Annotated in this window: 22 protein-coding genes and 1 tRNA gene; 17 read left to right on the top strand and 6 right to left on the bottom strand. The window is 69.4% G+C overall.

All coding sequences use genetic code 11. The annotated features are described in order from the left end of the window. From AB4112_RS23610 to AB4112_RS23565, 10 genes are all read left to right on the top strand, one after another. The coding region (locus AB4112_RS23610) for a tetratricopeptide repeat protein (protein ID WP_441723369.1) at positions 1-1,147 on the top strand (1,147 nt) is incomplete at its 5' end. 366 nt (positions 1,148-1,513) lie between these two features. Continuing rightward, a complete protein-coding gene (locus AB4112_RS23605; RefSeq protein ID WP_309793918.1) occupies positions 1,514-2,287 on the top strand; it encodes an ABC transporter ATP-binding protein in 774 nt (257 codons plus the stop codon). 105 nt (positions 2,288-2,392) lie between these two features. Continuing rightward, the gene (locus AB4112_RS23600) at positions 2,393-3,184 is read left to right on the top strand and encodes a transporter substrate-binding domain-containing protein (protein ID WP_309793919.1); all 792 of its coding nucleotides are present in this window, start codon (positions 2,393-2,395) and stop codon (positions 3,182-3,184) included. 102 nt (positions 3,185-3,286) lie between these two features. Next, positions 3,287-4,084 carry a transporter substrate-binding domain-containing protein gene (locus AB4112_RS23595; protein ID WP_309793920.1) on the top strand — a complete coding sequence of 266 codons (798 nt, stop codon included), beginning with the start codon at positions 3,287-3,289 and terminating at the stop codon, positions 4,082-4,084. Between the two features lie 58 nt (positions 4,085-4,142). Next, positions 4,143-4,868: an ABC transporter permease gene (locus AB4112_RS23590; RefSeq protein ID WP_309793921.1), complete on the top strand. Its 726-nt coding sequence runs from the start codon at positions 4,143-4,145 to the stop codon at positions 4,866-4,868. A gap of 3 nt (positions 4,869-4,871) precedes the next feature. Then, entirely contained in the window at positions 4,872-5,567 is a 696-nt protein-coding gene (locus AB4112_RS23585; protein ID WP_309793922.1) for an ABC transporter permease, read from the top strand. A 60-nt stretch (positions 5,568-5,627) separates the two neighbouring features. Then, positions 5,628-5,957, top strand: coding sequence for a TfoX/Sxy family protein (locus AB4112_RS23580; protein WP_309793923.1), 330 nt, complete (start codon positions 5,628-5,630; stop codon positions 5,955-5,957). Positions 5,958-6,219: 262 nt separating this feature from the next. Then, entirely contained in the window at positions 6,220-6,693 is a 474-nt protein-coding gene (locus tag AB4112_RS23575) for a GNAT family N-acetyltransferase (RefSeq protein WP_309793924.1), read from the top strand. A gap of 72 nt (positions 6,694-6,765) precedes the next feature. Beyond that, positions 6,766-7,197, top strand: a complete 432-nt coding sequence (locus AB4112_RS23570) for a CBS domain-containing protein (protein ID WP_309793925.1) — start codon at positions 6,766-6,768, stop codon at positions 7,195-7,197. Positions 7,198-7,295: 98 nt separating this feature from the next. Next, the gene (locus AB4112_RS23565; RefSeq protein ID WP_309793926.1) at positions 7,296-7,475 is read left to right on the top strand and encodes a DUF1328 domain-containing protein; all 180 of its coding nucleotides are present in this window, start codon (positions 7,296-7,298) and stop codon (positions 7,473-7,475) included. A gap of 107 nt (positions 7,476-7,582) precedes the next feature. Here AB4112_RS23565 and AB4112_RS23560 read toward each other — a convergent pair. Continuing rightward, positions 7,583-7,658 (bottom strand) — tRNA-Ala (locus tag AB4112_RS23560). 192 nt (positions 7,659-7,850) lie between these two features. Here AB4112_RS23560 and AB4112_RS23555 point away from each other — a divergent pair. After that, entirely contained in the window at positions 7,851-8,810 is a 960-nt protein-coding gene (locus tag AB4112_RS23555) for a complex I NDUFA9 subunit family protein (RefSeq protein WP_309793927.1), read from the top strand. Between the two features lie 154 nt (positions 8,811-8,964). Next, positions 8,965-9,738, top strand: a complete 774-nt coding sequence (locus AB4112_RS23550) for an SDR family NAD(P)-dependent oxidoreductase (protein ID WP_309793928.1) — start codon at positions 8,965-8,967, stop codon at positions 9,736-9,738. Positions 9,739-9,759: 21 nt separating this feature from the next. Here AB4112_RS23550 and AB4112_RS23545 read toward each other — a convergent pair whose 3' ends face one another. The 3 genes from AB4112_RS23545 to AB4112_RS23535 all read right to left on the bottom strand — a co-directional run bounded on the left by AB4112_RS23545 (position 9,760) and on the right by AB4112_RS23535 (position 12,823). Next, entirely contained in the window at positions 9,760-10,773 is a 1,014-nt protein-coding gene (locus AB4112_RS23545; RefSeq protein WP_309793929.1) for an alpha/beta hydrolase, read from the bottom strand. 70 nt (positions 10,774-10,843) lie between these two features. Next, positions 10,844-12,382: a glycosyltransferase family 39 protein gene (locus tag AB4112_RS23540; RefSeq protein ID WP_309793930.1), complete on the bottom strand. Its 1,539-nt coding sequence runs from the start codon at positions 12,380-12,382 to the stop codon at positions 10,844-10,846. Positions 12,383-12,475: 93 nt separating this feature from the next. Continuing rightward, on the bottom strand, positions 12,476-12,823 hold the full coding sequence (locus tag AB4112_RS23535) for a putative quinol monooxygenase (RefSeq protein ID WP_309793931.1): 348 nt from the start codon (positions 12,821-12,823) through the stop codon (positions 12,476-12,478). A 395-nt stretch (positions 12,824-13,218) separates the two neighbouring features. On the opposite strand from AB4112_RS23535, the gene AB4112_RS23530 reads away from it, so the two are divergent. Further along, a complete protein-coding gene (locus AB4112_RS23530) occupies positions 13,219-14,661 on the top strand; it encodes an NAD(P)-dependent oxidoreductase (RefSeq protein ID WP_309793932.1) in 1,443 nt (480 codons plus the stop codon). Positions 14,662-14,683: 22 nt separating this feature from the next. After that, entirely contained in the window at positions 14,684-19,255 is a 4,572-nt protein-coding gene (gene gltB, locus AB4112_RS23525; protein ID WP_309793933.1) for a glutamate synthase large subunit, read from the top strand. Between the two features lie 189 nt (positions 19,256-19,444). Here the strand turns inward: gltB and AB4112_RS23520 are convergent, their stop codons facing one another. Both AB4112_RS23520 and AB4112_RS23515 read right to left on the bottom strand, forming a co-directional pair. Next, positions 19,445-20,911 carry an FAD-binding oxidoreductase gene (locus AB4112_RS23520; protein WP_309793934.1) on the bottom strand — a complete coding sequence of 489 codons (1,467 nt, stop codon included), beginning with the start codon at positions 20,909-20,911 and terminating at the stop codon, positions 19,445-19,447. Positions 20,912-21,032: 121 nt separating this feature from the next. Next, positions 21,033-21,413 (bottom strand): tautomerase family protein, encoded by a 381-nt coding sequence (locus AB4112_RS23515; RefSeq protein ID WP_309793935.1) that lies wholly within the window; start codon positions 21,411-21,413, stop codon positions 21,033-21,035. A 124-nt stretch (positions 21,414-21,537) separates the two neighbouring features. On the opposite strand from AB4112_RS23515, the gene AB4112_RS23510 reads away from it, so the two are divergent. From AB4112_RS23510 to AB4112_RS23500, 3 genes are all read left to right on the top strand, one after another. Next, positions 21,538-22,389: a LysR family transcriptional regulator gene (locus AB4112_RS23510; protein WP_441723361.1), complete on the top strand. Its 852-nt coding sequence runs from the start codon at positions 21,538-21,540 to the stop codon at positions 22,387-22,389. Between the two features lie 145 nt (positions 22,390-22,534). Next, entirely contained in the window at positions 22,535-23,206 is a 672-nt protein-coding gene (locus tag AB4112_RS23505) for a glutathione S-transferase family protein (RefSeq protein WP_309793937.1), read from the top strand. A gap of 75 nt (positions 23,207-23,281) precedes the next feature. Continuing rightward, entirely contained in the window at positions 23,282-23,869 is a 588-nt protein-coding gene (locus AB4112_RS23500) for a nitroreductase family protein (protein WP_441723359.1), read from the top strand. Positions 23,870-23,997: the final 128 nt, after the last annotated feature.

Genomic DNA, 23,997 nt, shown 5'->3' with positions numbered 1-23,997 from the left:
GCCGCAGCCCACCCGGCCGCCGCGCCGGCTGGCGCTCGGCCTCGCCATCCTGCTGCCGGTGGCGGCGCTGGCGGTCTATCTCGTCGAGGGCACGCCCGGCCTGCCGTCGCAGCCCTTCGCCAGCCGCGACCAGAGCGAGCGCGGCGCGGTCCAGGCCGCGCTGGCGCAGGCCCAGGCGCTGGAGCAGCGCCTCGCCGCCGCACCGCAGGACCGCGACGGCTGGGTCGAGCTCGGCCAGCGCTGGAGCGACCTCGGCGAGGCCGCCAAGGCCGCCGACGCCTATGGCCGGGCCATAGGCCTCAGCGGTGCCGCAGGCGGCGACCCGGTGCTGACGGGGCGCTATGGCGAGGCGCTGGTCGGCGCCAATGGCGGCACCGTCACCGAGACCGCGCGCGCCGCCTTCGAGCAGGTGCTGAAGGTGGCGCCGAACGATCCGCGCGCGCGCTATTTCCTGGCGCTGGGCAATTCCCAAGCCGGCGACGACCGCGCCGCGCTGGCGCTGTGGCAGGGGCTGATGCGGGATTCGCCGGCCGACGCGCCCTGGGTGGCCTCGGTCCGCCAGCATCTGACCGAGACCGCGCAGCGCCTCGGCCTCGACCCCGCGGGGGTGACCCCGCAGACCCTGCCGCCCAGCACGTCCCAGGCCAGCGGCCCCGCCGGGCCGGCCGGCCCGGCCGCGGCGATCGCCAGGCTGCCGCCGGACGAGCAGGCCAAGGCGATCCGCGGCATGGTCGACGGTCTCGCGGCGCGGCTGCAGCAATCGCCCGACGACCTCCAGGGCTGGATCCGGCTGGCCCGCGCCCGCAGCGTGCTGGGCGATGCCGCGGCGGCCGCCGACGCCTATGCCCGGGCCGCGGCGCTGTCGCCCGACGACAACGGCCTGCTGCGTGCCTATGCCGACGCGCTGCTGGCCGCCGGCCGGGGCGAGGAGGTGCCGCCGGTGCTGGCGGCCGGGCTGCCGCGCCTGCTGGCGGCGGACCCCAAGGACCTCATCGCCCTGTGGTTCCTCGGCGTCGCCGCGCAGAAGGGCGGCCAGCCGCAGGAGGCGCGGCGCCTGTGGGGCCTGATGCGCGACCAGTTCCCCGAAGGCAGCCCGGAACGCGCCGGGATCGAGCAGCGCATTTCCCAGCTGCCGGCGGCGGGGTGAGGCCGGCTCTCGGGGATGGGCTCCCAACATCGTCATTGCGAGCGCAGCGAAGCAATCCATGCCAGCCGCGCCATGGATTGCTTCGTCGGCTTCGCCTCCTCGCAATGACGGGTGGGGGCGGGAGAGGTGACGCGCTATCTTGCGTCGAGCGGGATGGGGCTTCGTCGGTGCGGCATTCTGCGAGCCGAAATCGCCGGGATCCCGGCAACTTTAGCAATCAAAGCCGATCGCGGACCTTCGTTGCCGGGCCTTGTGCGGCCCGATGTCCGGGCGTGGTTGACCGGCACTGCGAAACAATGGTTGTTTCGGTTGCAACAAGAACTCAGGTGAGGCTTTTCCATCGTGGTCTCTGTTGCAGCTGCTGCCGTGGCGCCATCGGATGCGGCGATCGTCGTCGAGGATCTGCACAAGCGGTTCGGCAAGCTCGAGGTGCTCAAGGGCGTCTCGCTGCAGGCCCAGCAGGGCGACGTCATCTCGATCATCGGCTCCTCCGGCTCGGGCAAGAGCACGCTGCTGCGCTGCATCAACCTGCTCGAGACCCCCAATGACGGCCGCGTCTGGGTCAATGGCGAGCTGATCAGGATGAAGAAGCTGCGCTCCGGCGAGGCCGAGCCCGAGGACAGCAAGCAGGTCGACCGCATCCGCGCCTCGCTCGGCATGGTGTTCCAGAGCTTCAACCTGTGGTCGCACATGACCGTGCTCGACAATGTGATCGAGGCGCCGGTGCATGTGCTGAAGGTGCCGCGCAAGGAGGCGGTCGAGCGGGCCGAGGCCCTGCTGGCCAAGGTCGGCATCGCCGACAAGCGCGACCACTACCCCAGCCACCTCTCGGGCGGCCAGCAGCAGCGCGCGGCGATCGCACGCGCCCTGGCGATGCAGCCCAAGGTGATGCTGTTCGACGAGCCGACCTCGGCGCTCGACCCCGAGCTGGTCGGCGAGGTGCTGCGGGTGATCCGCCAGCTGGCGGAGGAGGGCAACACCATGCTGCTCGTCACCCATGAGATGCGCTTCGCCCGCGAGGTCTCCAGCAAGGTGATCTTCCTCCACCAGGGCAGGACCGAGGAGGAAGGGACGCCGGCGGAGGTGTTCGACAACCCGCGCTCCGACCGCATCCGGCAATTCCTGAAAGTGCAGCATTGATGGCGCCGGTTCGCGGCGGGGCTTGACCCTGCCTCGCGACTCCGTGGAAATCGGCCCATCCAACCCGGGATCGCAAGATCCCAGATCTGAACGGGAGACTTCAATATGAGGACCTGGTTGTCGCTGATCGGCGCCGCGGCCATCGTGCTCGCCGCCGGCACGGCCTCGGCCGAGGACACCCTGCGGGTCGGCACCGAGGGCGCCTACCCGCCCTACAACGCCACCGACGCGTCGGGCAAGCTGGTCGGCTTCGAGATCGACCTGGCCAATGCGCTGTGCGAGCGCATCAAGGCGAAGTGCGAGATCATCCAGCAGGATTGGGACGGCATGATCCCGGCGCTGGAGAACAAGCGCTTCGACGCCATCATGGCCGGCATGTCGGTGACCGAGGAGCGGCTGAAGAAGATCGCCTTCTCCAAGCCCTACAGCACCACCCCGGCCTGGTTCGTCTCGGCCAAGGACGGCGTGCTGAAGGACGCCAAGACCCTGGCCGACATCCAGGCCGCGCTGAAGGGCAAGTCGGTCGGCGTGCAGCGCTCGACCATCCACCAGAACTTCCTGGAGGCGAAGGTGCCGGGCGTCGACGTCCGGCTCTACGACACCCAGGACGACCTCAACCTCGACATGCAGAACGGCCGCATCGATGCCGGGCTGGCCGACAGCCTGGGCTGGAAGGACTTCCTGGCGAGCGACGCGGGCAAGGGCTTCGACCATTTCGGCCCGGGCCTGACCGGCAAGGACGACCCGCTGTTCGGCGCCGGTGTCGGCATCGGCCTGCGCAAGGACGACACGGCGCTGAAGGACAAGCTCGACAAGGCGATCGATGCGATGAACGCCGATGGGTCGCTGACCAAGCTGTCGGTGCAGTGGTTCGGCTTCGACACCTCGATCAAGTAAGCGAAACAGGCAAGTCGGCAGAAAATGCGCGGGCGGCGGCCGGAATGCGGTGCCGTCGCCCGCGGCCAAACCGGGGCCAAGGGTCCCAGAACGGGAGAGGTCATGGCGAAGATCTGGTTGTCCCTCGTCGGGGCGGCGGCGCTGGCGCTGGGTGGCGGCGCGGCATCCGCGGCCGACTCGCTGCGCATCTGCATGGAGGGCGCCTACCCGCCCTTCAACAACACCGATTCCAGCGGCAAGATCGTCGGCTTCGAGGTCGATGTGGCCAACAATCTGTGCAAGCAGGCCGGGCTGACCTGTGAGATCGCGGCGCAGGATTGGGACGGTTTCATCCCGGCGTTGCTGAACAAGCGCTGCGACGCCCTGATGGACGGCATGTCGATCACCGAGGAGCGGCTGAAGCAGATCGCCTTCTCCGTGCCCTACACCGACACGCCGGCCTGGTTCGTCGGCGCCAAGGACGGCCTCCTCAAGGACGCCAAGACCCTGGCCGACGTCCATGCCGCGCTGAAGGGCAAGACCATCGGCGTGCAGCGCTCGACCACCCACCAGAACTTCCTCGAGGCCGAGTTCAAGGACTCGACCGTCAAGCTCTACGACACGGTCGACGACCTCAATTTCGATCTGGTCAACGGCCGCATCGATGCCGGGCTGGGCGACAGCACGTCCTGGGATTCGTTCCTGAAGAGCGACAACGGCAAGGGCTACGCCCATTACGGCCCGACCCTGACCGGCAAGGACAATCCGCTGTTCGGCCAGGGCATCGGCATCGGCCTGCGCCAGGAGGACAAGGATCTCAAGGCCAAGCTGGACAAGGGTATCGCGTCGATGAAGGCCGATGGCTCGCTGTCCAAGCTCGCGCTGCAGTGGTTCGGCTACGATCCGCTCAATCCCCAGTGAAACGGTTCCGGGCGGCGGCTGACCCCGCCGCCCGTCCTCACCCAGGCAGCGCCAAGGCATGCAAGGACTGATTGATTCGCTGAAGCTGATGTCCTTCGGCGAGGGCGGCTGGGGATACCAGTTCCTGCTCGCCGCCGGGATGACCATCCTGCTCTCCACCGCCAGCTACATCTTCGGCCTCGTGGTCGGGCTGATCGCCGCCTGCCTCAAGGTGTGGGGCGGCTTCGTGCTGCGCGGGCTGATGGAGATCTACACCACCATCATCCGCGGCGTGCCCGAGCTGCTGATCATCTACCTCCTGTTCTTCGGCAACGAGGCGGCGATCAACGCCATCCTCGGCATGATGGGCATCGTCGAGCCGTTCCGTCTCAACGAGTTCGTGATCGGCGTCTTCGCCGTCGGGCTGATCTCCGGCGGCTACGCAACCGAGGTGTTCCGGGGCGCGATCCAGACCGTGCCGCACGGCCAGATCGAGGCCGGCAAGGCCTTCGGCATGCATGGCTTCCTGACGTTCCGCCGCATCATCCTGCCGCAGACCATCCGGCTGGCGCTGCCCGGCCTCGGCAACATCTGGCAGCTGATCCTGAAGGACACGGCCCTGGTCTCGGTGGTCGGGGTGACCGAGCTGATGCGCATCAGCCAGGTGGCCGCGCGCTCCACCCGCGAGCCGTTCCCGTTCTACATCACCGCGGCCATCCTGTTCCTGGTGATCACCACCTTCTCGACCAAGCTGTTCCGCAAGGCCGAGGCCCATTACGACCGCAGCGTGCGGCGGGCGAGCTGAGCCATGGATCTCGACCTCATCCTCCAGACCTTCGGCAAGCTGATCGGCGGCGCCGGCACCACCATCGCGCTGATCGTGCCGGCGCTGATGCTCGGCATCGTCCTGGCGACGGTGCTGGCGGTGATGCGGATGTCCGGCAACGGCCTCCTGTCGCGGCTGGCGCGCGGCTATGTCTTCGTGTTCCGCGGCACGCCGCTGCTGGTGCAGATCTTCCTGATCTATTTCGGCCTCGGCCAGTTCAGCGCCCTGTGGAAGTCGCTCGGGGTGTGGGATTGGCCGATGCGCGAGGCCTTCCCCTGCGCCGTGATCGCCTTCGCGCTGAACACCGCCGCCTACACCAGCGAGATCATCCGCGGCGGCCTGCTGGCGGTGCCGTTCGGCCAGATCGAGGCGGCGCGGGCCTGCGGCATGTCGCGCCTCACCGTGTTCCGCCGCATCACCGTGCCGATCGCGATCCGCCAGGCGCTGCCGGCCTATGGCAACGAGGTCATCCTGATGGTGAAGGCCAGCTCCCTGGCCTCGATCATCACCATCATGGAGATCACCGGCATCGCCAAGCAGATCAACTCGCAGACCTTCGCGCCGTTCGAGGTGTTCACCGCCGCGGGCATCCTGTACCTCGCGATGAACTTCGTGGTGGCGATGGGCATCCGCGGGGTGGAGTGGAAGCTGACGCCGCATATGCGCCGCCGGGCCTAACGACGCCGCCGCCAGATCGTGGCGTCTCGGCGGTGGGGACCTTAAGCGGGGAGGGGACTCATGGCGCGCGACGAGGGCCTCGAGGAGCTGGTGCGGGCCGACCTCGAGGCCGAGCGGGGGCTGGCGGAGAAGCCGATGTTCGGCGGCTGGGCCTGGCTGCTGAACGGCCACCTGCTGTGCGGCGCGCGTGATGCCGGCATGCTGGTCCGGCTCGGCCGCGATCGCGACGGCTGGGCGCTGGCGCTGCCCGGCATCATCCCGATGATCATGCAGGGCCGGCGGATGCAGGGCTGGGTCCGGGCCGGGCCGGAGGCCTTCGGCGACGACGCGCTGCGCCGCAGGCTGCTGGACGCCGCCCTCGATTTCGTCCGGTCCCTGCCGGAGAAATAGCGGCCATCGGCCCTTCTTCGTCATTGCAAGGGGCCAGAGGTAGCGCACGCCACCCCTCACCGTCATTGCGAGGAGGCGCAGCCGACGAAGCAATCCATGCCAGGCGGCGCCATGGATTGCTTCGCTGCGCTCGCAATGACGGGGGAGGGGTACCGCAAGCGGGAGAGGCAACGCATCCTGCTTTTCCGCCCCACCATGGAGGCTCGCAATCCGACGCATCCGCCTGTCGTGACCGTGGGAAAACCCAGGTAGACTGGCTGATATGTTCACCTTCACGCCGCTCCGCCCCGCCGACCTGTCCCGCCTGCGCCTGTGGCTGATGATGCCGCATGTCCGCGCCTGGTGGGGCGACCCGGACGCCGGCATCCGCGAGATCTGCCGGCTGATGGCCTCGGACTGGGCCGAACCCATGCTGGTGGCCTGGCAAGGCCGCCAGATCGGCTACCTCCAGGCCTATGACGCGGTCTCGGCGGCGCCGGACGGCGATGCCGTGCCCGGCAGCTTCGGCATCGACCTGTTCATCGGCGAGCCGAGCTATGTCGGCAAGGGCCTCGGCACCGCCTTCGTCGGCGCCTACACCGACCGGCTGCTGCGGGGTGGCCGGGCGCTCAGCATCATCGCCCGGCCGGCACCGGCCAACCACCGCGCCATCCGCTGCCTGGAGCATGCCGGCTTCCGCCTGCTGGGCGACGGCGACGGCCGGGTGCTGACCATGGGCAAGGATCGTTCCGGCTGATCAACAGCCGAGTCGCGACCCGCCGATACCGTGCTATAATCTTGAAAAATCATAACGGATCGGGGACTTGCCATGAATGTCGCCCAGATTTTGACTGTGAAGGGGAACGCCGTCGTCCATGTCGCGCCGGACTCTCGACTGGCCGATGTCGTCGCGCTGCTTCGCAACCGGCGCATCGGCGCCGTGATCGTCAGCAGCGATGGCCGCCGCATCGAGGGAATCCTGTCCGAACGCGACGTGGTGCATCGGCTCGCCGACCGCGGGCCGGCGGTGCTGGAGGACCGGGTGTCGACCGTCATGGTCAATCCCGTGATCACCTGCGGCACCAACGACACGGTGGCGGAGCTGATGGGGATGATGACCCAGCGCCGCTTCCGCCACCTGCCGGTGGTCGACGACCAGGGCCTGCTGTCCGGCATGATCAGCATCGGCGACGTGGTCAAGGCGCGGCTCGACGAGATCGAGAGCGAGGCCGAGAGCTTGCGCGAATACATCGCGAGCTGACGCACCGAAGCGGGGAACTGCAGGGCCTAAGCCCCTGTTCTTGTCATCAGAGGTTCACGCCGGCGCCGCCGGCGGGCTGACAAGAATGAGGTGCCCGAATGTTCGGCAGTCTTCTCCACTGGGCCGTCATCTTCCTGATCGTCGCGCTGGTCGCAGCCGTGCTCGGCTTCGGCGGCGTCGCCGGCACCGCCATGGCCGGCGCCAAGATGCTGTTCTGGGTCGCGATCGTGATCTTCATCGTCATGCTGGTCGCCGGGCTGATGCGACGCGGACGCTGACGCGGCACCGCCCTCGACCATTGGGACAGGGCGGACATGAGTCGACGGCCGGGCGCCTCAGGAGGCGTTCGGCCGTTGCCATGTCCGGGGTCACCATCGGGGGAGGATGGTGGAGCTGAGCGGGATCGAACCGCTGACCTCCTCATTGCGAACGAGGCGCTCTCCCAACTGAGCTACAGCCCCACACTGAACCGGGAGATTGGGGGCTCCCGGTGAACGGCGCGGAATATCGTGCCCGGTCCCGGGCTTGTCAAGCGCCTGATCCCGGCCGTGGATGTTTTTCCGAGCGCGGTCGTTTGAAACGCCCGGCGCCTCGGATATAAGGGGGCCGGGCCGCCAGCGGGTCGCGGCCCGAACGGGCTCGCAGGCAGGACCATGGACACCATCGGCCAAAAGACCGTCACCCTTTTCGGCGGCACCGGATTCGTCGGGCGCTACGTGGCGCAGCGCCTGGCCCATCGCGGCTGGCGCATCATCGTCGCCTCGCGCCATCCCGACCGGGCCCTGCCGCTGAAGACGGCGGGGGCGGTCGGTCAGGTCGTGCCGGTCTTCGCCGATGTGCGCGACGATGGGTCGGTGGCTGCGGCGGTGGCCGGGGCCGATGCCGTGGTCAACCTCGTCGGCATCCTGTTCGAACGCGGCCGGCAGCGCTTCGACGCCGTCCACGGCGAGGCCGCGGGCCGCGTCGCCCGGGCGGCGGCCGCCGCCGGCGCCACTCGCTTCGTCCAGATCTCGGCGATCGGCGCCTCGGCCGACAGCCCGTCGGCCTATGCCCGCACCAAGGCGGCGGGCGAGGCCGCGGTGCGAAGCGCGTTCCAGGCCGCCACCATCCTGCGACCCAGCGTGATCTTCGGGCCCGAGGACGGCTTCTTCAACCTGTTCGCCGGGCTGGCCCGCATGGCGCCGGTCCTGCCGCTGTACGGCGGCGGCACCACCCGGTTCCAGCCGGTCTATGTCCAGGACGTGGCCGACGCCGTCGTCGCCTGCCTGGAGGGCGAGGGCACGGCCGGCCAGACCTATGAGCTGGGCGGCCCGCGGGTCTACAGTTTCCGCGAGCTGATGGCGCTGACCCTGAAGCAGACCGGGCGCCGCAAGCGCCTGGTGTCGCTGTCCTGGGGCGTGGCGTCGCTGCAGGCCAAGCTGTTCAGCCTGCTGCCGAAGCCGCTGCTGACTCCGGACCAGGTGCTGCAGCTGAAGACCGACAATGTCGTGGCGCCGGGGGCGAAGACCCTGGCCGACCTCGGCATCGCGCCGACCCCGGCCGAGCTGATCCTGCCCAGCTATCTCGACCGCTACCGGCCGGGCGGGCGCTTCGGCAACCGCCGGGTCGCCTGAGGCGCATAGCCCGCTACCGCTGCAACCCGAATGGGTTTGGTCGCAATCAACCGGTAGTCTGCACGGTCTAATCCTGGCGTCCTCGGGACTCCGGCGGAAGGGGCGCTGCATGCGGCGCGCTCCCCCCGGGGCCCATCGCAAGGACGGCATGGCCATGAGCCTGCAGCGATTCCACGACAAGGTCGTGATTGTGACCGGGGCCGGCTCCGGCATCGGGGCGGCGACGGCGCGGCGGTTCTGGGCCGAAGGCGCCTCCGTCGTCCTCGCCGGACGGACGGAGGAGACGCTCGCCGCGGTGGCGGAGGAGCTGGACGAGGAGCGCAGCCTGATCCAGGTCTGCGACGTCGCGATCGGGTCGGACGGGCGGCAGCTGGTCGAGGACGCCATCGCCCGGTTCGGGCGTATCGACGTGCTGGTGAACAATGCCGGCACCGGGACGGTCAGCGGCTTCCTCGACATGCCCTTCGCCCATTGGCACCGCACCATCGAGATCAACCTCGACGGTGTGTTCAACATGACCCGGGCGGTGCTGCCCAGCCTGCTCGACAGCCGGGGGGCGATCGTCAACGTGTCCTCGGTCTGCGGCAGCGGCGGCGACCCCGGCCTCAGCGCCTACAACGCGTCGAAGGGCGCGGTCACCAACCTGACCCGCAGCCTGGCGCTGGAGTTCGGCGGCCGTGGCGTGCGGGTCAACGCGGTCAGCCCCAGCGTCACCTTCACCGAGATGAACGAGCCCGTCTTCGAGCAGTATCCGGAGGTGCTGGCCCGGATGCTGGCCCGCATCCCGCTGGGGCGGGGCGCGCAGCCGGAGGAGGTCGCCGCCGTCATCGCCTTCCTGGCCAGCGCCGATGCCGCCTTCGTCAACGGCGTGGACCTGCCCGTCGACGGCGGCACCAGCGCCTCCAGCGGCCAGGGCTCGTTCCTCTGAGCCGTGCCCGGCCGGGGGCGGCTAGCCCCCGGTCAGCGCCTCGCCGAGGAACGGCAGGCTCTCATCCATGCGGTAGTCGACCGATGAGTGGTTGTCGGGGAACTCCTCGTAGCGGTGCGCCACGCCCAGCCGCTCCAGCGAGCGGTGCAGGCGGCGGGCGCCGTAGACCAGGTTGAACTGGTCGATGTCGCCGCAGTCGATGTACAGGGCCTTCAGCGACCGCAGCCCGTCGGCATGCTGGTCGACGATCAGCGCCGGGTCCCATTTCAGCCAGTTGGCCCAGCGCTCCGCGATCAGCTCGCCGGTCTCGAGGTCGACCGGCAGGCGGATGCCGAGATGCTGCGACGGGTCAGGGTCGTAGCTGGCGGCCATCGCCAGGTCCATCAGGATGTGGATGTCGGAATCATTGGGCTTGGCCGAGGCCTCGAACGCCGCCATGAAGCGCTCGATCGAGCCGCCATGCTTGGCCAGCGCCCGCAGCACGTTGGGCATGTCGATCAGATAGGCCAGCTCGAACCCCATGTCGCCGGAATGGCAGGCGGCGGCGCTCCACACATCGGCGTGGCGCATGGCGTGGATGATCGAGCCGTAGCCGCCGGAGCTCTTGCCGAACACGCCGCGCCGGCCTTGCCCGCCGCAGCCCAGGCGGGATTCGACCGCCGGCAGCATCTCGTCGATCAGGAAGTCCTCCCACCGGCCCATGGCGGTGGAGTTGATGTACTGGTTGCCGCCGAGCCGGGTGAAGCAGTCGGGGAAGGCGATCACCACCGGCGGCAGTTTGCCCTCGGCGATCAGCCGGTCGGCGCGCTCCGGCACGTTCTCGCCGAAGTTCTTCCAGTTGGTGTGGGCCGGCCCGCCGGCGGTGAAGCCGACCAGGTCGACCAGCAGCGGCAGGCCGCGCCCGTCATGGCCGGCCGGGATGTAGAGATCGACCTGCCGCTCGCTGGGGTCGCCCAGCAGGTTGCCGCGCAGCGCCCGGCTGTCGATCGTGAAGCTGTCCACCCGTCCGTGCGGGGCGTCCTGGGTCTTGCGCATGGCGTTTCCTCCCGCGGTTGTGCCGCCACCCTAGACCGAGTCTCGGGCGGCCGCACCCCCGGGGCGGGGCTCAGAACGGGCGTAGCTTGACCGGGACCAGGGGCAGGGTCTGGCCCGGCCGGACGAAGACCAGGGTGAAGTCGAAATCCCGCCCGACCAGGCCGAACAGCGTCTTGTGCACCCGGATCTGGGTGCGCCAAATCTCCAGCCCATCATACTTCGCCGCCTCGTCCAGGCACCAGCCGTCGCCCGTCAGGCAGATCACGGCCAGGCCGTCGCGGCGCAGCCGGTCGGCATCGATCCAGGGGGCGTAGGCGGCGGCGAAGGCGGTGAAGTCGCTGGGATGGTCCGGGCTGTAGAAGGTGGTGCCCAGCGCGTAGCTCTCGGTGCCGGCGACCACGCCCAGCGGCCGGCCGATCCGGTCGCGCCACAGCGCCGTGACCTGCTCGGCCACCGCCCGCCGGGGCTCGGCCGCCAGCTCGACATCGTGGCGCAGGGTCCAGGCGCCGGCGACCGGCGCGACCCCGAGCAGCAGCAGCAGCCAGAGGGCGGCCAGGACGGCCAGCCGGCGCAGCGTCGCCGCATCGACCGCCAGGCGCAGCCAGACGATCGCGGCTAGCGGCGACAGGGCGAAGATCGGGATGGCGAAATGGGTGTTGATCCGCACCTGGAAGACCAGGGCGATCAGCACGGTGACCAGGAACGGGCCGAGGGCGAAGACCGCGAGCATGCGGCGGTCGCCGACCGAGGGGGCGGCGGGCCTCTCCTCGGCCGAGGCGGCCCCGCCGCGCGACCACAGCCAGGCCAGGACGGCGCCGAACAGAGCGTGCAGGGCGATGCAGCCGACCACGAACAGCCCGGCCTTGGCCAGGATCAGGGCCGCGCGGGTGCTGCCCTTGCTGGCCATGTAGTCGACCGGGCCGATGGCGACGCCCAGATGCCACAGCACATGCGGCGCCAGGCCGGCGGCCAGCACCGCCAGGGCCAGATAGGGGGCGAAGCCGGCGAAGTAGCGCCGGCGGTCGGGATGGGCCAGCGCCGCCGCCAGGCAGCAGGCCAGGATGATGCCGCTGTAGTATTTCGACAGCATCGCCGCGGCCGCCACCGCGCCCAGCGCCACGGCGCTGCGGACGTCGCGGCGCTCGAAGCTGCGCAGGAACGCCAGCACGGTCAGCGGCCACAGCGACAGCAGCACGGCGTTGGCGTTGAAGTTGAAGGACTGGAACGTATAGAAGGGCAGGAATTCCAGCAGCAGCACCGCCGCCAGCCGGGCCGGGCCCGACAGGTACCGCCCGGCGATCGCCCACACCGCGGCCAGGCCGATCGCCGCATTGGTCGAGGCCAGCAGGTAGAAGGCCCAGTCGGTGGTGGGCAGCACGCTGAACCAGGCCTTCACCACCCAGGCGTAGAAGGGCGGATGCTTGTAGTAGCCGAGCTGCAGCTCCTGCGCCCAGGAGAAGGCCTCGGTCATGTCGTTCTGCAGGTCGGACGGCGCCAGGTACAAGAGGCAGAAGCCGGTCCAGGCGGCGACATGGGCGGCCAGCAGCAGCAGGATCCGGCGGGCCTCGCCGATCGGACGGGCCATGGGCAGCGGCAGGTCGAGCATCATGGACGGCGGACCGTGTCGGGGACGCAGCCGTGCCGAATACGGGGACAAGACCGACGAGTCCAATTACCTCTTCGTATGCCGCCGCCCGGATGCCTAGATCACGCCGACCTCATACGCGGTCTCGAAGGCGCCCGGCACGGCGCTCTCGATCAGCGGCTGCACCCGGGCCAGATGCTCGGTCAGGCGGGGATCGCCGCGGAAGCGCGCGGCGTCCGCGTCGGTCTCGAACACGCTGACCAGCACGGCGCTGCGGTTGTCCTGCGACCGGAACAGCCGGGTGCCGCGCAGCCCCTCGACCTGGCCGCGCAGCCGCGACAGCTGGGCCAGCTGCAACGCCATGAACTCGTCGAACCTGCCGGGCTTGGGCGTGATGATGCTGATGCCCACGGCCGGCTTCGCCGCTGCGGCGGCGGGGTGGTCGTGGTCGGCGGCAATGGACATGGTCGGCTCCTGGCTGATCGTGACGGAGCAGGGGTTCTAGAACCTCAAGCTTGGTTAAGATCAAGCGGATTTGTGCGGCCATCTGCAGCCCGTTCGTCATCCCCGCGAAAGCGGGGATCTCGTGACCGCTCGACCGGAAAGAGATTCCCGCTTTCGCGGGAATGACGCTGGTTTGTGCAGGTGGTCGTCACAGTAGATCCGGATCGGACCTAATTTCTTGAAATTATCGATCCGTTTCGACGCTCCAGTTAAGATCAGTTCGCAACTCGGGGAAATTAGTCAACAAATATGACCTAATCGCGAAAAACTGCTCGCCATGGGCTTTTCAAAACCTTAAATGTCGTGTGCCCCGCGCCCCGGGGCGTGTTTCGACTCCGATTTGGTGAGGGCCGCCCATGGCGACGAAGATGCTGCAGTTCGTGAAGACTTCCGGCGAGATGCCGGCGAAGCGAACTGCCGAGATCCGCCGGCAGGACTGGCTCGAGGTCTACGGGCCCTATGTCAGGCAGAAGGCCGAGGAGCAGTCGTCGCGCTGCTCGCAATGCGGCGTCCCGTTCTGCCAGATCCACTGCCCGCTGCAGAACAACATCCCGGACTGGCTGAAGCTGACCGCCGAGGGGCGGCTGGAGGAGGCCTACGAGGTCTCCTCGGCCACCAACTCGATGCCCGAGATCTGCGGCCGCATCTGCCCGCAGGACCGGCTGTGCGAGGGCAACTGCGTGATCGAGCAGTCCGGCCACGGCGCCGTCACCATCGGCTCGATCGAGAAGTACATCACCGACACCGCCTGGGCCGAAGGCTGGGTCAAGCCGCCGACGCCGCTGCGCGAGCGCGACCAGTCGGTCGGCATCATCGGCGCCGGCCCGGGCGGCATCGCCGCGGCGGAGCAGCTGCGCCGGCTGGGCTATCAGGTCCATCTCTACGACCGCTACGACCGGGTCGGCGGCCTGCTGATCTACGGCATCCCCAGCTTCAAGCTGGAGAAGGAGATCGTGGCGCGCCGGGCGCAGTGGCTGGCCGATGCCGGCATCCAGCTGCACCTGAACTTCGAGATCGGCCGCGACGCCACGCTGCAGGAGCTGCGGTCGCGCCACGACGCCGTGCTGGTCGCCACCGGCGTCTACAAGGCGCGTGACCTGCAGGCCCCGGGCTCCGGCCTCAAGGGCATCGTCGCGGCGCTCGACTACCTCACCGCCTCGAACCGCACCGGCCTGGGCGACGACGTGCCGGAATTCACCGACGGCACCCTCAACGCCGCGGGCAAGCGGGTGGTGGTGATCGGCGGCGGCGACACGGCGATGGACTGCGTCCGCACCGCGGTGCGCCAGGGCGCCGTCTCGGTGAAGTGCCTGTACCGCCGCAACCGCGCCAACATGCCGGGCAGCCAGCGCGAGGTGCAGAACGCCGAGGAAGAGGGCGTGGAGTTCGTCTGGCAGGCGGCCCCCGAGGGCTTCCTGGGCGACGATGCCGTCACCGGCGTGCGCGCCCATTCGATCCATCTCGGCGTCGCCGACGCCACGGGCCGGCAGAGCCCGGTGGTGATCGAGGGCTCGGCCCACACCATCGAGGCCGACCTGGTGATCAAGGCGCTGGGCTTCGACCCCGAGGACCTGCCGACCCTGTTCGACGCGCCGGGCCTGCCGGTGACCAAGTGGGGCACGGTCAAGGTCGACCACCGCACCATGATGACCGCGGTCGAAGGCATCTTCGCCGCCGGCGACATCGTCCGCGGCGCCAGCCTCGTCGTCTGGGCCATCCGCGACGGTCGCGACGCCGCCGCCGCCATCGACAGCTTCCTCGTCGCCAAGGCCGCCGCGCTGGCGGTTGCGGCGGAATAGCGCGAGCCGGAAGGAGCCAGCCATGAGCCAGTTCAAGCAGATCCTTGGCGTGCAAGATGCCGGCCAGCGCTTCGTCGCGGAATACGACGCCAATGTCGCCCGGCTGATCGAATCCCATGCCTACGACCCGGCGGACGAGCACGACGCCTGCGGCGTCGGCTTCATCGCTGCGATCGACGGCAAGCCGCGGCGCGAGGTGGTGCAGGCCGGCATCGACGCGCTGAAGGCGGTGTGGCACCGCGGCGCGGTCGACGCCGACGGCAAGACCGGCGACGGCGCCGGCATCCATGTCCAGATCCCGCAGCAGTTCTTCCACGAGCATGTCGAGCGCGTCGGCCACCGGCCGCAGCCCGGCCTGATCGCGGTCGGCCAGGCCTTCCTGCCGCGCACCGACCTGGAGGCGCAGGAGAAGTGCCGCTGCCTGGTCGAGGGCGAGATCCTCAACTTCGGCTACTACATCTACGGTTGGCGGCAGGTGCCGATCGACGTGGCGATCATCGGCGAGAAGGCGAATGCCGCCCGCCCCGAGATCGAGCAGATCATGATCGCCAACCCCAAGGGCGTGCCGGAGGAGCAGTTCGAGCGCGACCTCTACGTCATCCGCCGCCGGATCGAGAAGGCGGCGCAGGCCGCGGGCATCGCCGATTTCTACCTGTGCTCGCTGTCCTGCCGCTCGATCATCTACAAGGGCATGTTCCTGGCGGCGCAGCTGACCGCCTTCTATCCGGACCTGCTGGACGAGCGCTTCGTCTCCAACTTCGCGGTCTACCACCAGCGCTATTCGACCAACACCTTCCCGACCTGGCGCCTGGCCCAGCCCTTCCGCATGCTGGCCCACAACGGCGAGATCAACACGCTGAAGGGCAACAGCAACTGGATGCGTGCGCATGAAACGCGCATGGCCAGCCCGGTGTTCGGCGACGCCATCGAGGACATCAAGCCGGTGATCCAGGGCGGCAGCTCGGATTCCGCGGCCCTCGACGCCGTGTTCGAGGTGCTGGTCCGCGCCGGCCGCAACGCGCCGATGGTCAAGGCCATGCTGGTGCCGGAGGCGACGCCGGCTGACGCCGACATCCCCAACACCCACCGCGCCTTCGTCAGCTACACCAATGCGGTGATGGAGGCCTGGGACGGGCCGGCCGCGCTGGCGATGTATGACGGCCGCTGGGTGATGGGCGGCATGGACCGCAACGGCCTGCGGCCGATGCGCTACACCATCACCAGCGACGGGCTGCTGATCGCGGGGTCCGAGGCCGGGATGGTCCGGCTCGACGAGAACCGGATCATCGAGAAGGGGCGGCTGGGCCCCGGCCAGATGCTGGCGGTCGACCTCGAGGAAGGCCGGCTGTACCGCGACCGCGAGATCAAGGACGTGCTGGCCGGCCGCCAGCCGTTCCAGGAATGGACCAAGCGGATCAAGGTGATCGACGGGCTGATCCGGGCCGGCGGCGAGGACCCCGGTGCGGCGATGACCCGCGAGGAGCTGCGCCGGCGCCAGGTCGCCATGAATATCACCATGGAGGATCTCGAGCTGATCCTGCATCCGATGGTGGAGGAGGCGAAGGAGGCCATCGGGTCGATGGGCGACGACGCGCCGATCGCCATCCTGTCCGACATCAACCGGCCGCTGCACCACTTCTTCCGGCAGAATTTCAGCCAGGTCACCAACCCGCCGATCGACAGCTTGCGTGAGCGTCGGGTGATGAGCCTGCGCACCCGGCTGGGCAATCTGGGCAACATCCTCGACGAGGATGCCAGCCAGTGCGACCTGCTGCAGCTCGACAGCCCGGTGCTGACCAACGCCGAATACGACGCGATGCGCGCCTATATGGGCACCACCGCGGCCGAGATCGACTGCACCTTCGACCCGCGCGACGGCGAGCAGGCGCTGCGCGACGCGCTGCGCCGGGTCTGCCGCGAGGCCGAGGACGCCGTGCGCGGCGGCGCCACCCACATCGTGCTGACCGACCAGCATGTCGGGGCCGAGCGGGTGGCGATGCAGATGATCCTGACCACGGGTGCGGTCCACACCCACCTGATCCGCCAGTCGCTGCGCACCTTCACCTCGCTGAACGTGCGGTCGATGGAATGCGTCGACGTGCACCATTTCGCGGTGCTGATCGGCGTCGGCGCCACCACGGTGAACGCCTATCTGGCGCAGGAGGCAATCGCCGACCGGCAGCGCCGCGGCCTGTTCGGCGAGCTCAGCCTCGACGCCTGCATGAAGCGCTACCGCCAGGCGGTGGATGACGGGCTGCTCAAGATCATGTCCAAGATGGGCATCTCGATCATCTCGTCCTATCGCGGCGGCTGCAATTTCGAGGCGGTCGGCCTGTCGCGCTCGCTGGTGGCCGAATACTTCCCCGGCATGCCCAGCCGCATCTCCGGCATCGGCATGGCCGGGCTGCAGATGAAGGCGATCGAGATGCACGAGGCGGCGTGGAGCCGCAGCGTCGTCACCCTGCCGGTCGGCGGCTTCTACCGCTTCCGCCAGGGGCAGGAGCGGCACGCCTGGGAAGGCCAGCTGATCCACATGCTGCAGCATGCGGTGACCACCGACAGCTATTCCCTGTACCGCAAGTACTCCGACCTGGTGCGGCGCCAGGCGCCGGTGGCGCTGCGCGACCTGCTCGACTTCGTGCCGGGCCGCGAGGCGGTCTCGATCGACGAGGTCGAGAGCATCACCGAGATCCGCAAGCGCTTCGTCACCCCCGGTATGTCGCTGGGCGCGCTGAGCCCGGAGGCGCATGGCACGCTGAACGTCGCCATGAACCGGATCGGCGCCAAGTCGGATTCGGGCGAGGGCGGCGAGGACCCGGCCCGGTTCCGCCCGGACCGCAACGGCGACAACTGGAACTCCGCGATCAAGCAGGTCGCCTCCGGCCGCTTCGGCGTCACCGCGGAATACCTCAACCAGGCCCGCGAGCTGGAGATCAAGGTCGCCCAGGGCGCCAAGCCCGGCGAAGGCGGGCAGCTGCCCGGCTTCAAGGTGACGGTCGAGATCGCCAAGCTGCGCCACGCCACCCCCGGCGTGATGCTGATCAGCCCGCCGCCGCACCACGACATCTACTCGATCGAAGACCTGGCCCAGCTGATCTACGACCTCAAGCAGATCAACCCGGACGCCAAGGTCACGGTCAAGCTGGTCAGCCGCACCGGCATCGGCACCATCGCCGCCGGCGTCGCCAAGGCAAACGCCGACATCATCCTGATCTCCGGCCATGTCGGCGGCACCGGCGCGTCACCCCAGACCTCGCTGAAATTCGCCGGCGTGCCCTGGGAGATGGGGCTGTCCGAGGTGCACCAGGTGCTGACCTTGAACCGGCTGCGCCACCGCATCCGGCTGCGCACCGACGGCGGCATCAAGACCGGGCGCGACGTGGTGATCGCCGCGATCCTCGGCGCCGAGGAGTTCGGCATCGGCACCGCCAGCCTGATCGCCATGGGCTGCATCATGGTGCGGCAGTGCCACTCCAACACCTGCCCGGTCGGCGTCTGCACCCAGGACCCGGAGCTGCGGGCCAAGTTCGCCGGCTCGCCGGAGAAGGTGGTGAACCTGTTCAGCTTCATCGCCGAGGAGGTGCGCGAGATCCTGGCCCAGCTCGGCTACCGCTCGCTGAACGAGATCGTCGGCCACACCGAGCTGCTGCGCCAGGTCAGCCGCGGCGCCGCCCATCTCGACGACCTCGACCTCAACCCGCTGCTGGCCAAGGCCGACCCGGGCGAGCATGCGATGTACTGCACGCTCGAAGGCCGCAACCCGGTGCCGGACACGCTCGACGCCCAGATGATCGTCGACGCCAAGGCGCTGTTCGAGGTCGGCGAGAAGACCCAGCTGACCTATTCGATCCGCAACACCCACCGCGCGGTGGGCACGCGGATGTCGTCGATGATCACCCGCAAGTTCGGGATGACCGGGCTGCAGCCGGGCCATGTCACGGTGCGGCTGCGCGGCAATGCCGGCCAGTCGCTCGGCGCCTGGGCGGTCCAGGGGCTGAAGCTGGAGGTGTTCGGCGACGCCAACGACTATGTCGGCAAGGGCCTGTCGGGCGGCACCATCGTGGTCCGGCCCTTCGCCGCCTCGGCGCTGAAGACCAACGAGAACACCATCATCGGCAACACCGTGCTGTACGGGGCCACGGCCGGCAAGCTGTTCGCCGCCGGCCAGGCGGGTGAGCGGTTCGCGGTGCGCAACTCCGGCGCCACCGTGGTGGTCGAAGGCTGCGGCTCGAACGGCTGCGAATACATGACCGGCGGCACCGCGGTGATCCTGGGGTCGGTCGGCGACAACTTCGCGGCCGGCATGACCGGGGGCATGGCCTTCGTCTACGACGCCGAGGGCAGCTTCGCCCGCCGCACCAACCCGGAAAGCGTGATCTGGCAGCGGATCGAGACCAGGCACTATGACGACCAGGTGCGGTCGCTGATCGCCGAACATGCGCGCGAGACCCAGAGCGCCTGGGCGGCCCAGATCCTGCACGACTGGCCGATCGAGCGGGAGAAGTTCTGGCAGGTGGTGCCGAAGGAGATGGTGCACCGGCTGGAGCACCCGATCCGCACGGAAGAAGAGGCGCTGCGCATCCCGGCCGAATAGCGGTCCGTAGGTTGGGTTCGCTGTCGGCGAACCCAACCTCCTTTTTCGTTGTCATTGCCCGGCTTGACCGGGCAATCCAGGGGCCACCAAGAACGGTTCCGGCCGCCCCTGGATGCCACGGTCAAGCCGTGGCATGACAACGGAAAGCGGCGTTCTTTGACGTCACTTCCCTGAAAATCAACCCTTTCCTCACGCCTCCGCGTAGCGCCGGAACAGCCCGTTGCGGAACACGCCCTTCGGGTCGTGGCGGCGCTGGGCCTCGATCACCCCGTCCCAGGCGGGATAGGCGCGGCGCAGCTGGTCGCCGGTCGCGTGCAGGCGGTAGGGCAGGTAGTGGCTGCCGCCGGCCTCGATCGCGGCGTCGACCAGCGCCCGGGTCATGCGCTGCATCCGCTCCTCCCCGGCGGCGGAGGTCTCCTGCACGAACAGCATCACCAGCCCGAACATGTCCTCGCGGGCATAGGCCAGGGCGCTGCGCGTGTCGCGCCTGATGTCGCGCACCGTGACGTTCAGCAGGTTGCCTTCCTCGCGCCGGATGATCGGCCGGGCGGCTTCGGCGAAATCCCCCAGCCGCGCCTGGGGCACGAAATACTCGTGCAGGATGTCGGTCGACCCGGCCTCGCGGTTGGCGAAGACCGCGGCCGGCTCGTTCAGCAGGCTGTTGCGGCTGACCGCGCCGGCCAGCCAGGGCCCGGCCTCGCGCTCCAGCCACCAGCGCAGCGCCTTGCCGGTGTCGCCGGCGGCGGCGTTGCGGAACACCAGCCGCTGCAGCCCGCCATGGGCCAAAGCGGGCAGGGGCATCACCGTGCCGCGCGTCTCCGGCACCGGCGTGTAGCAACCCAGCACCGCTTCCTCGAACAGCCGGTCGGGGTCGACCGACAGCCGGCCATAGGCCATCTCGACCGGCGACCCCGGGGCATAGACCCGGGCGGCGAAGGCGGCGGGGTAGTCACGGGTCGGCATCACCGCGAAATCCGGCGCGTAGATCACGTTCGGCCGCACCGCGATCTCGGCCTCCAGGATCACCCCGAACAGGCCATAGCCGCCCAGCGCCAGGCCGAACAGCTCGGCATTCTCCTCCGGGCTGCAGGTCACCACCTGGCCGTCGGCGGTCAGCAGCATCAGGCGGCGCACCGTGCTCGCGACCGGTGGGCTGTTGGCGTGCCAGCCATGGGCGTTGACGCTCAGCGTGCCGCCGATGGTGAAGTCGTTGTTCGACTGCATCACGGTGGGGGCGAAGCCCTGGGCGTTGAGCGCCGGGATGATGTCGCGCCACAGCGCGCCGCCGCCCACCCGCATCAGCCCGGCGGCGGGGTCGAGCGTCATGCCGTTCAGCGGCAGCGCGTCCAGCACCCAGCCGTCGCGCAGCAGGCTCTGCCCGCCCATCGAATGGCGGGCGCCGGACACGGCGAGAGAGGGTTCCTGCCCGGCGGCGATCCGGCCCAGCAACGGCGCCAGCCGATCCGCCGTCACCTCCGGCGAGGCATCGGCGAAGGCCAGGCCGCGCACCGGCGTCGGGTTCAGACCGCTGGCATCGTCGAGCAAGGCCCGCGGCGACGCCTCGGGCGGCAGCCGGGCGGCATCGGCCAGGCGCTGCAGCCAGGCACCGCCGACGCCGCCGAGGGCCGCAGCCCCCAGCGCCGTCGCGCCCGTCACCAGGACGCGCCGCCGCGTCGAACCTCTCCCTGCCATGATCCCCCGCACATCGCCCAGCCGGCATCCTATCATTCGAAAGGACGCAGGATTGTGGCGAGGGCGGCCTCCGCGACCGCTTGTGTCACACGTACTGGGCGATGCCGTTGCCGAAGGACCAGTTCTCCTTCGCCACCTCGACCAGGTTGATGAACACGTCCTCGTGGCGCAGGCCCGGGCTCGCGGCCAAGTGGTCGGCGATGCTGCGGTACAGCGCCTGCTTCTGCTCGACCGTGCGGGTGTTGTTGGCGGTGATCTGGACGAACACCAGGTCGTCGGTGCGGGCGATATCGAGATAGGACGGGTCGTAGTCGAAGCCGGTCTCCTCATGCTCGTGCACCAGCACGAAGCGGTCGTTCTCCGGCACGTTGAAGCTCTCGCGCATGGCCTGGTAGACGCCGTCGCGGATGGCCTTGAGATGGCTGGCGGGCTTGCCCTTGCGCAGCGAGATCCGGACGAGGGGCATGGTGCTCTCCTGAAGGGGATGAGGCGCATCGGCGCGCCTCGTGGGGAAGATGTAGCGCGAGCTTGATCATTTCAGAATGAACTCATTACATATATCAGAGATGATGATCTGAAATGGACAGGCCATGCGCTCCCTCGATCTCGACGCGGTCCGGGCCTTCGTGCTGGTGGCTGATCTCGGCAGCTTCACCCGCGCCGCCGACACGGTGGGCGCCACCCAGTCCGGCATCAGCCTGCGGCTGAAGCGGCTGGAGGACCGGCTGGGCGCCAGGCTGTTCGAGCGCACGCCGCGGCTGGTGCGGCTGACGGCGGAGGGCGAGGCCTTCCTGCCCCGGGCCCGCGGCCTGCTGGCGGCGCAGGACGACGCCATCGCCGCGGTGTCGGCGCGGCCGCGGCGCCTGGTGCTGGGCATCAGCGACCATGTCGCGGGGCCGGAGCTGCCGGGCCTGCTGGCCCGGGTGGCGGGGCAGGGGCCGGGGCTGGCGCTGGAGGTCCGGCTCGGCCTGTCGCATGAGCTGCTCGACGAATTCGACGGCGGGTCGCTGGACGCGGTGATCGTCCGCCGCGACACCGGCCGCCGCGACGGCGAGGCCCTGTTCCGCGACGATTTCGGCTGGTACGCCGCGACCGGCTGGCACCACCGGCCCGGCGACCCGCTGCCGCTGGTGACCCAGGCGGCGCGCTGCGGCATGCGGGCGATCGCCCTGCGCGTGCTCGATGCCGCCGGCATCGCCTGCGCGGAAGCCTTCATCGGCGGCGGCAGCGCCGCGGTGGCGGCGGCGACCATGGCCGGGCTCGGCGTGTCGCCGCTGGCGCGCCGCACCGCGCCGCCGGGCACGGTCGATGTCGGGCCGCGCCTCGGCCTGCCGGCGCTGGCCGCCTCCGACGTCATGCTGCATTCGCGCCTGTCCGACGCCCGGCTCAGCGGCGCGCTGCGCGGCCTCGCCGCCGCCTTCCGCCTGCCGGTCGCGGCCTGACCCTCCGGCCCGACGAGCATCGGGACAAGACGGAAGGTGCGGACCGGCGGATGGTTCCCGACCGTGGCGCGGGGGTGGCATGTGGTGTCGTGCCGCAACGCGGCCCTTACCGAAGCGCGGCGGCTTCGGGTAGAGTCCGCGCGTCATGCGAACCCTCTATCACATCTGGCTTTCCGCCCAATCCCGCATCGTCCGGCTGCTGCTGGCCGAAAAGGACCTGCATTGCGACCTGAAGGTCGAGCGGGTGTGGGAGCAGCGACCTGAATTCCTCGCCATCAACCCGACCGGCGAAGTGCCGCTGCTGATCGAGCCGGACGGCACCACGCTGACCGATGTCTGGGTCATCGTCGAGTACATGGAGGAGATGCACCCGGAAGTGCCGCTGCTCGGCGAAGGCCCGCTGGGGCGGGCCGAGACCCGGCGCCTGCTGGTCTGGTTCGACCAGAAGTTCGGCCGCGAGGTGACCGAGAACCTGGTCGGCGAGAAGTTCATGAAGCGGGTCAAGCGCACCGGCCTGGCGCCCAGCTCGGACGCGATCCGCGCCGGGCGGCAGCATGTGCACTACCACCTCGAATACATCTCCTACCTCGCCGAATCGCGGCGCTGGCTGGCGGGGGACGAGTTCAGCCTGGCCGACATCGCCGCCGCCGCCCATCTCTCGGTGGTCGACTATCTCGGCGACGTGCCGTGGGACAGCCATCCGGAGGCGCGGCAATGGTATTCGCGCATAAAATCCCGCCCCAGCTTCCGGCCGCTGCTGGAGGACCACGTTCCCGGCATCCCGGCGCCGGCGCATTATCGCGACCTGGACTTTTGACGCCGGCGCTCCTATCTCTCGCTTTGAGAGTGATTCTTAAGTAGTGTCCCGGCGGGACGGGCATCGGAGACGAACATGGAAGCGATCGATCTTCTGCTGCAGCGCCGCTCGGTGCCGGCCCGGAACATGGTCGAGCCGGGACCGGATGCGGCGGCGCTGGAGCGGATCCTGCGCGCCGGCACCCGGGTGCCGGATCACGGCAAGCTGGCGCCGTGGCGCATCCAGGTCCTGCGCAAGGACGGGCAGCGCCGGCTCGGCGAGGCGATGGCCGAGATCTTCGCCCGCGAGAATGCCGATGCCACCGAGGCGCTGATCGAGGCGATGCGCCAGAAGCCGGCCCTGGCGCCGCTGCTGCTGGTGGTCACCCACAAGCCGCAGCCCAGCGCCAAGATCCCGGAGATGGAACAGATCCTGTCCGGCGGCGCGCTGTGCCAGAACATCCTGATGGCGGCCCACGCCCAGGGCTTCTGCGGCAGCTGGATCACCGGATGGCCGGCCTATCACCCGCAGGTGGTCGAGCTGCTGGGTCACAACCCGGCGACCGACAAGATCCTGGGCTTCATCTATCTCGGCACCCCGTCCGAGCCGATGGAGGACCGCCCGCGCCCGGCCCTGTCCGATGTCGTCAGCGAATGGGCTGGTCCGCTGGTGCAGGTGGCTTAAGCGCTACCGGCCTCACCGGGGCAACCCCCTCACCCTCCCGGCCCAAGCGGGCCGGGCCCCCCTCTCCCCGAGGAGAGGGGTTGTTTACCTCTCCTCGGGGAGAGGTCGGAATCGCGCAGCGATTCCGG

The sequence above is a fragment of the Inquilinus sp. 2KB_23 genome, from assembly GCF_052115705.1.
In the GTDB taxonomy this organism is placed as follows: domain Bacteria; phylum Pseudomonadota; class Alphaproteobacteria; order DSM-16000; family Inquilinaceae; genus Inquilinus; species Inquilinus ginsengisoli_A.
The sequence above is the reverse complement of the archived record's forward strand: the minus strand, read 5'-3'. Positions and strand labels throughout refer to the sequence as shown.

Excerpts from the sequence above, each read along its gene's own strand:
- AB4112_RS23600 (WP_309793919.1), top strand. The coding sequence starts at position 2,393 with ATGAGGACCTGGTTGTCGCTGATCGGCGCCGCGGCCATCGTGCTCGCC.
- AB4112_RS23595 (WP_309793920.1), top strand. The coding sequence starts at position 3,287 with ATGGCGAAGATCTGGTTGTCCCTCGTCGGGGCGGCGGCGCTGGCGCTG.
- AB4112_RS23590 (WP_309793921.1), top strand. The coding sequence starts at position 4,143 with ATGCAAGGACTGATTGATTCGCTGAAGCTGATGTCCTTCGGCGAGGGC.
- AB4112_RS23585 (WP_309793922.1), top strand. The coding sequence starts at position 4,872 with ATGGATCTCGACCTCATCCTCCAGACCTTCGGCAAGCTGATCGGCGGC.
- AB4112_RS23580 (WP_309793923.1), top strand. The coding sequence starts at position 5,628 with ATGGCGCGCGACGAGGGCCTCGAGGAGCTGGTGCGGGCCGACCTCGAG.
- AB4112_RS23575 (WP_309793924.1), top strand. The coding sequence starts at position 6,220 with ATGTTCACCTTCACGCCGCTCCGCCCCGCCGACCTGTCCCGCCTGCGC.
- AB4112_RS23570 (WP_309793925.1), top strand. The coding sequence starts at position 6,766 with ATGAATGTCGCCCAGATTTTGACTGTGAAGGGGAACGCCGTCGTCCAT.
- AB4112_RS23565 (WP_309793926.1), top strand. The coding sequence starts at position 7,296 with ATGTTCGGCAGTCTTCTCCACTGGGCCGTCATCTTCCTGATCGTCGCG.
- AB4112_RS23555 (WP_309793927.1), top strand. The coding sequence starts at position 7,851 with ATGGACACCATCGGCCAAAAGACCGTCACCCTTTTCGGCGGCACCGGA.
- AB4112_RS23550 (WP_309793928.1), top strand. The coding sequence starts at position 8,965 with ATGAGCCTGCAGCGATTCCACGACAAGGTCGTGATTGTGACCGGGGCC.
- AB4112_RS23545 (WP_309793929.1), bottom strand. The coding sequence starts at position 10,773 with ATGCGCAAGACCCAGGACGCCCCGCACGGACGGGTGGACAGCTTCACG.
- AB4112_RS23540 (WP_309793930.1), bottom strand. The coding sequence starts at position 12,382 with ATGATGCTCGACCTGCCGCTGCCCATGGCCCGTCCGATCGGCGAGGCC.
- AB4112_RS23535 (WP_309793931.1), bottom strand. The coding sequence starts at position 12,823 with ATGTCCATTGCCGCCGACCACGACCACCCCGCCGCCGCAGCGGCGAAG.
- AB4112_RS23530 (WP_309793932.1), top strand. The coding sequence starts at position 13,219 with ATGGCGACGAAGATGCTGCAGTTCGTGAAGACTTCCGGCGAGATGCCG.
- gltB (WP_309793933.1), top strand. The coding sequence starts at position 14,684 with ATGAGCCAGTTCAAGCAGATCCTTGGCGTGCAAGATGCCGGCCAGCGC.
- AB4112_RS23515 (WP_309793935.1), bottom strand. The coding sequence starts at position 21,413 with ATGCCCCTCGTCCGGATCTCGCTGCGCAAGGGCAAGCCCGCCAGCCAT.
- AB4112_RS23510 (WP_441723361.1), top strand. The coding sequence starts at position 21,538 with ATGCGCTCCCTCGATCTCGACGCGGTCCGGGCCTTCGTGCTGGTGGCT.
- AB4112_RS23505 (WP_309793937.1), top strand. The coding sequence starts at position 22,535 with ATGCGAACCCTCTATCACATCTGGCTTTCCGCCCAATCCCGCATCGTC.
- AB4112_RS23500 (WP_441723359.1), top strand. The coding sequence starts at position 23,282 with ATGGAAGCGATCGATCTTCTGCTGCAGCGCCGCTCGGTGCCGGCCCGG.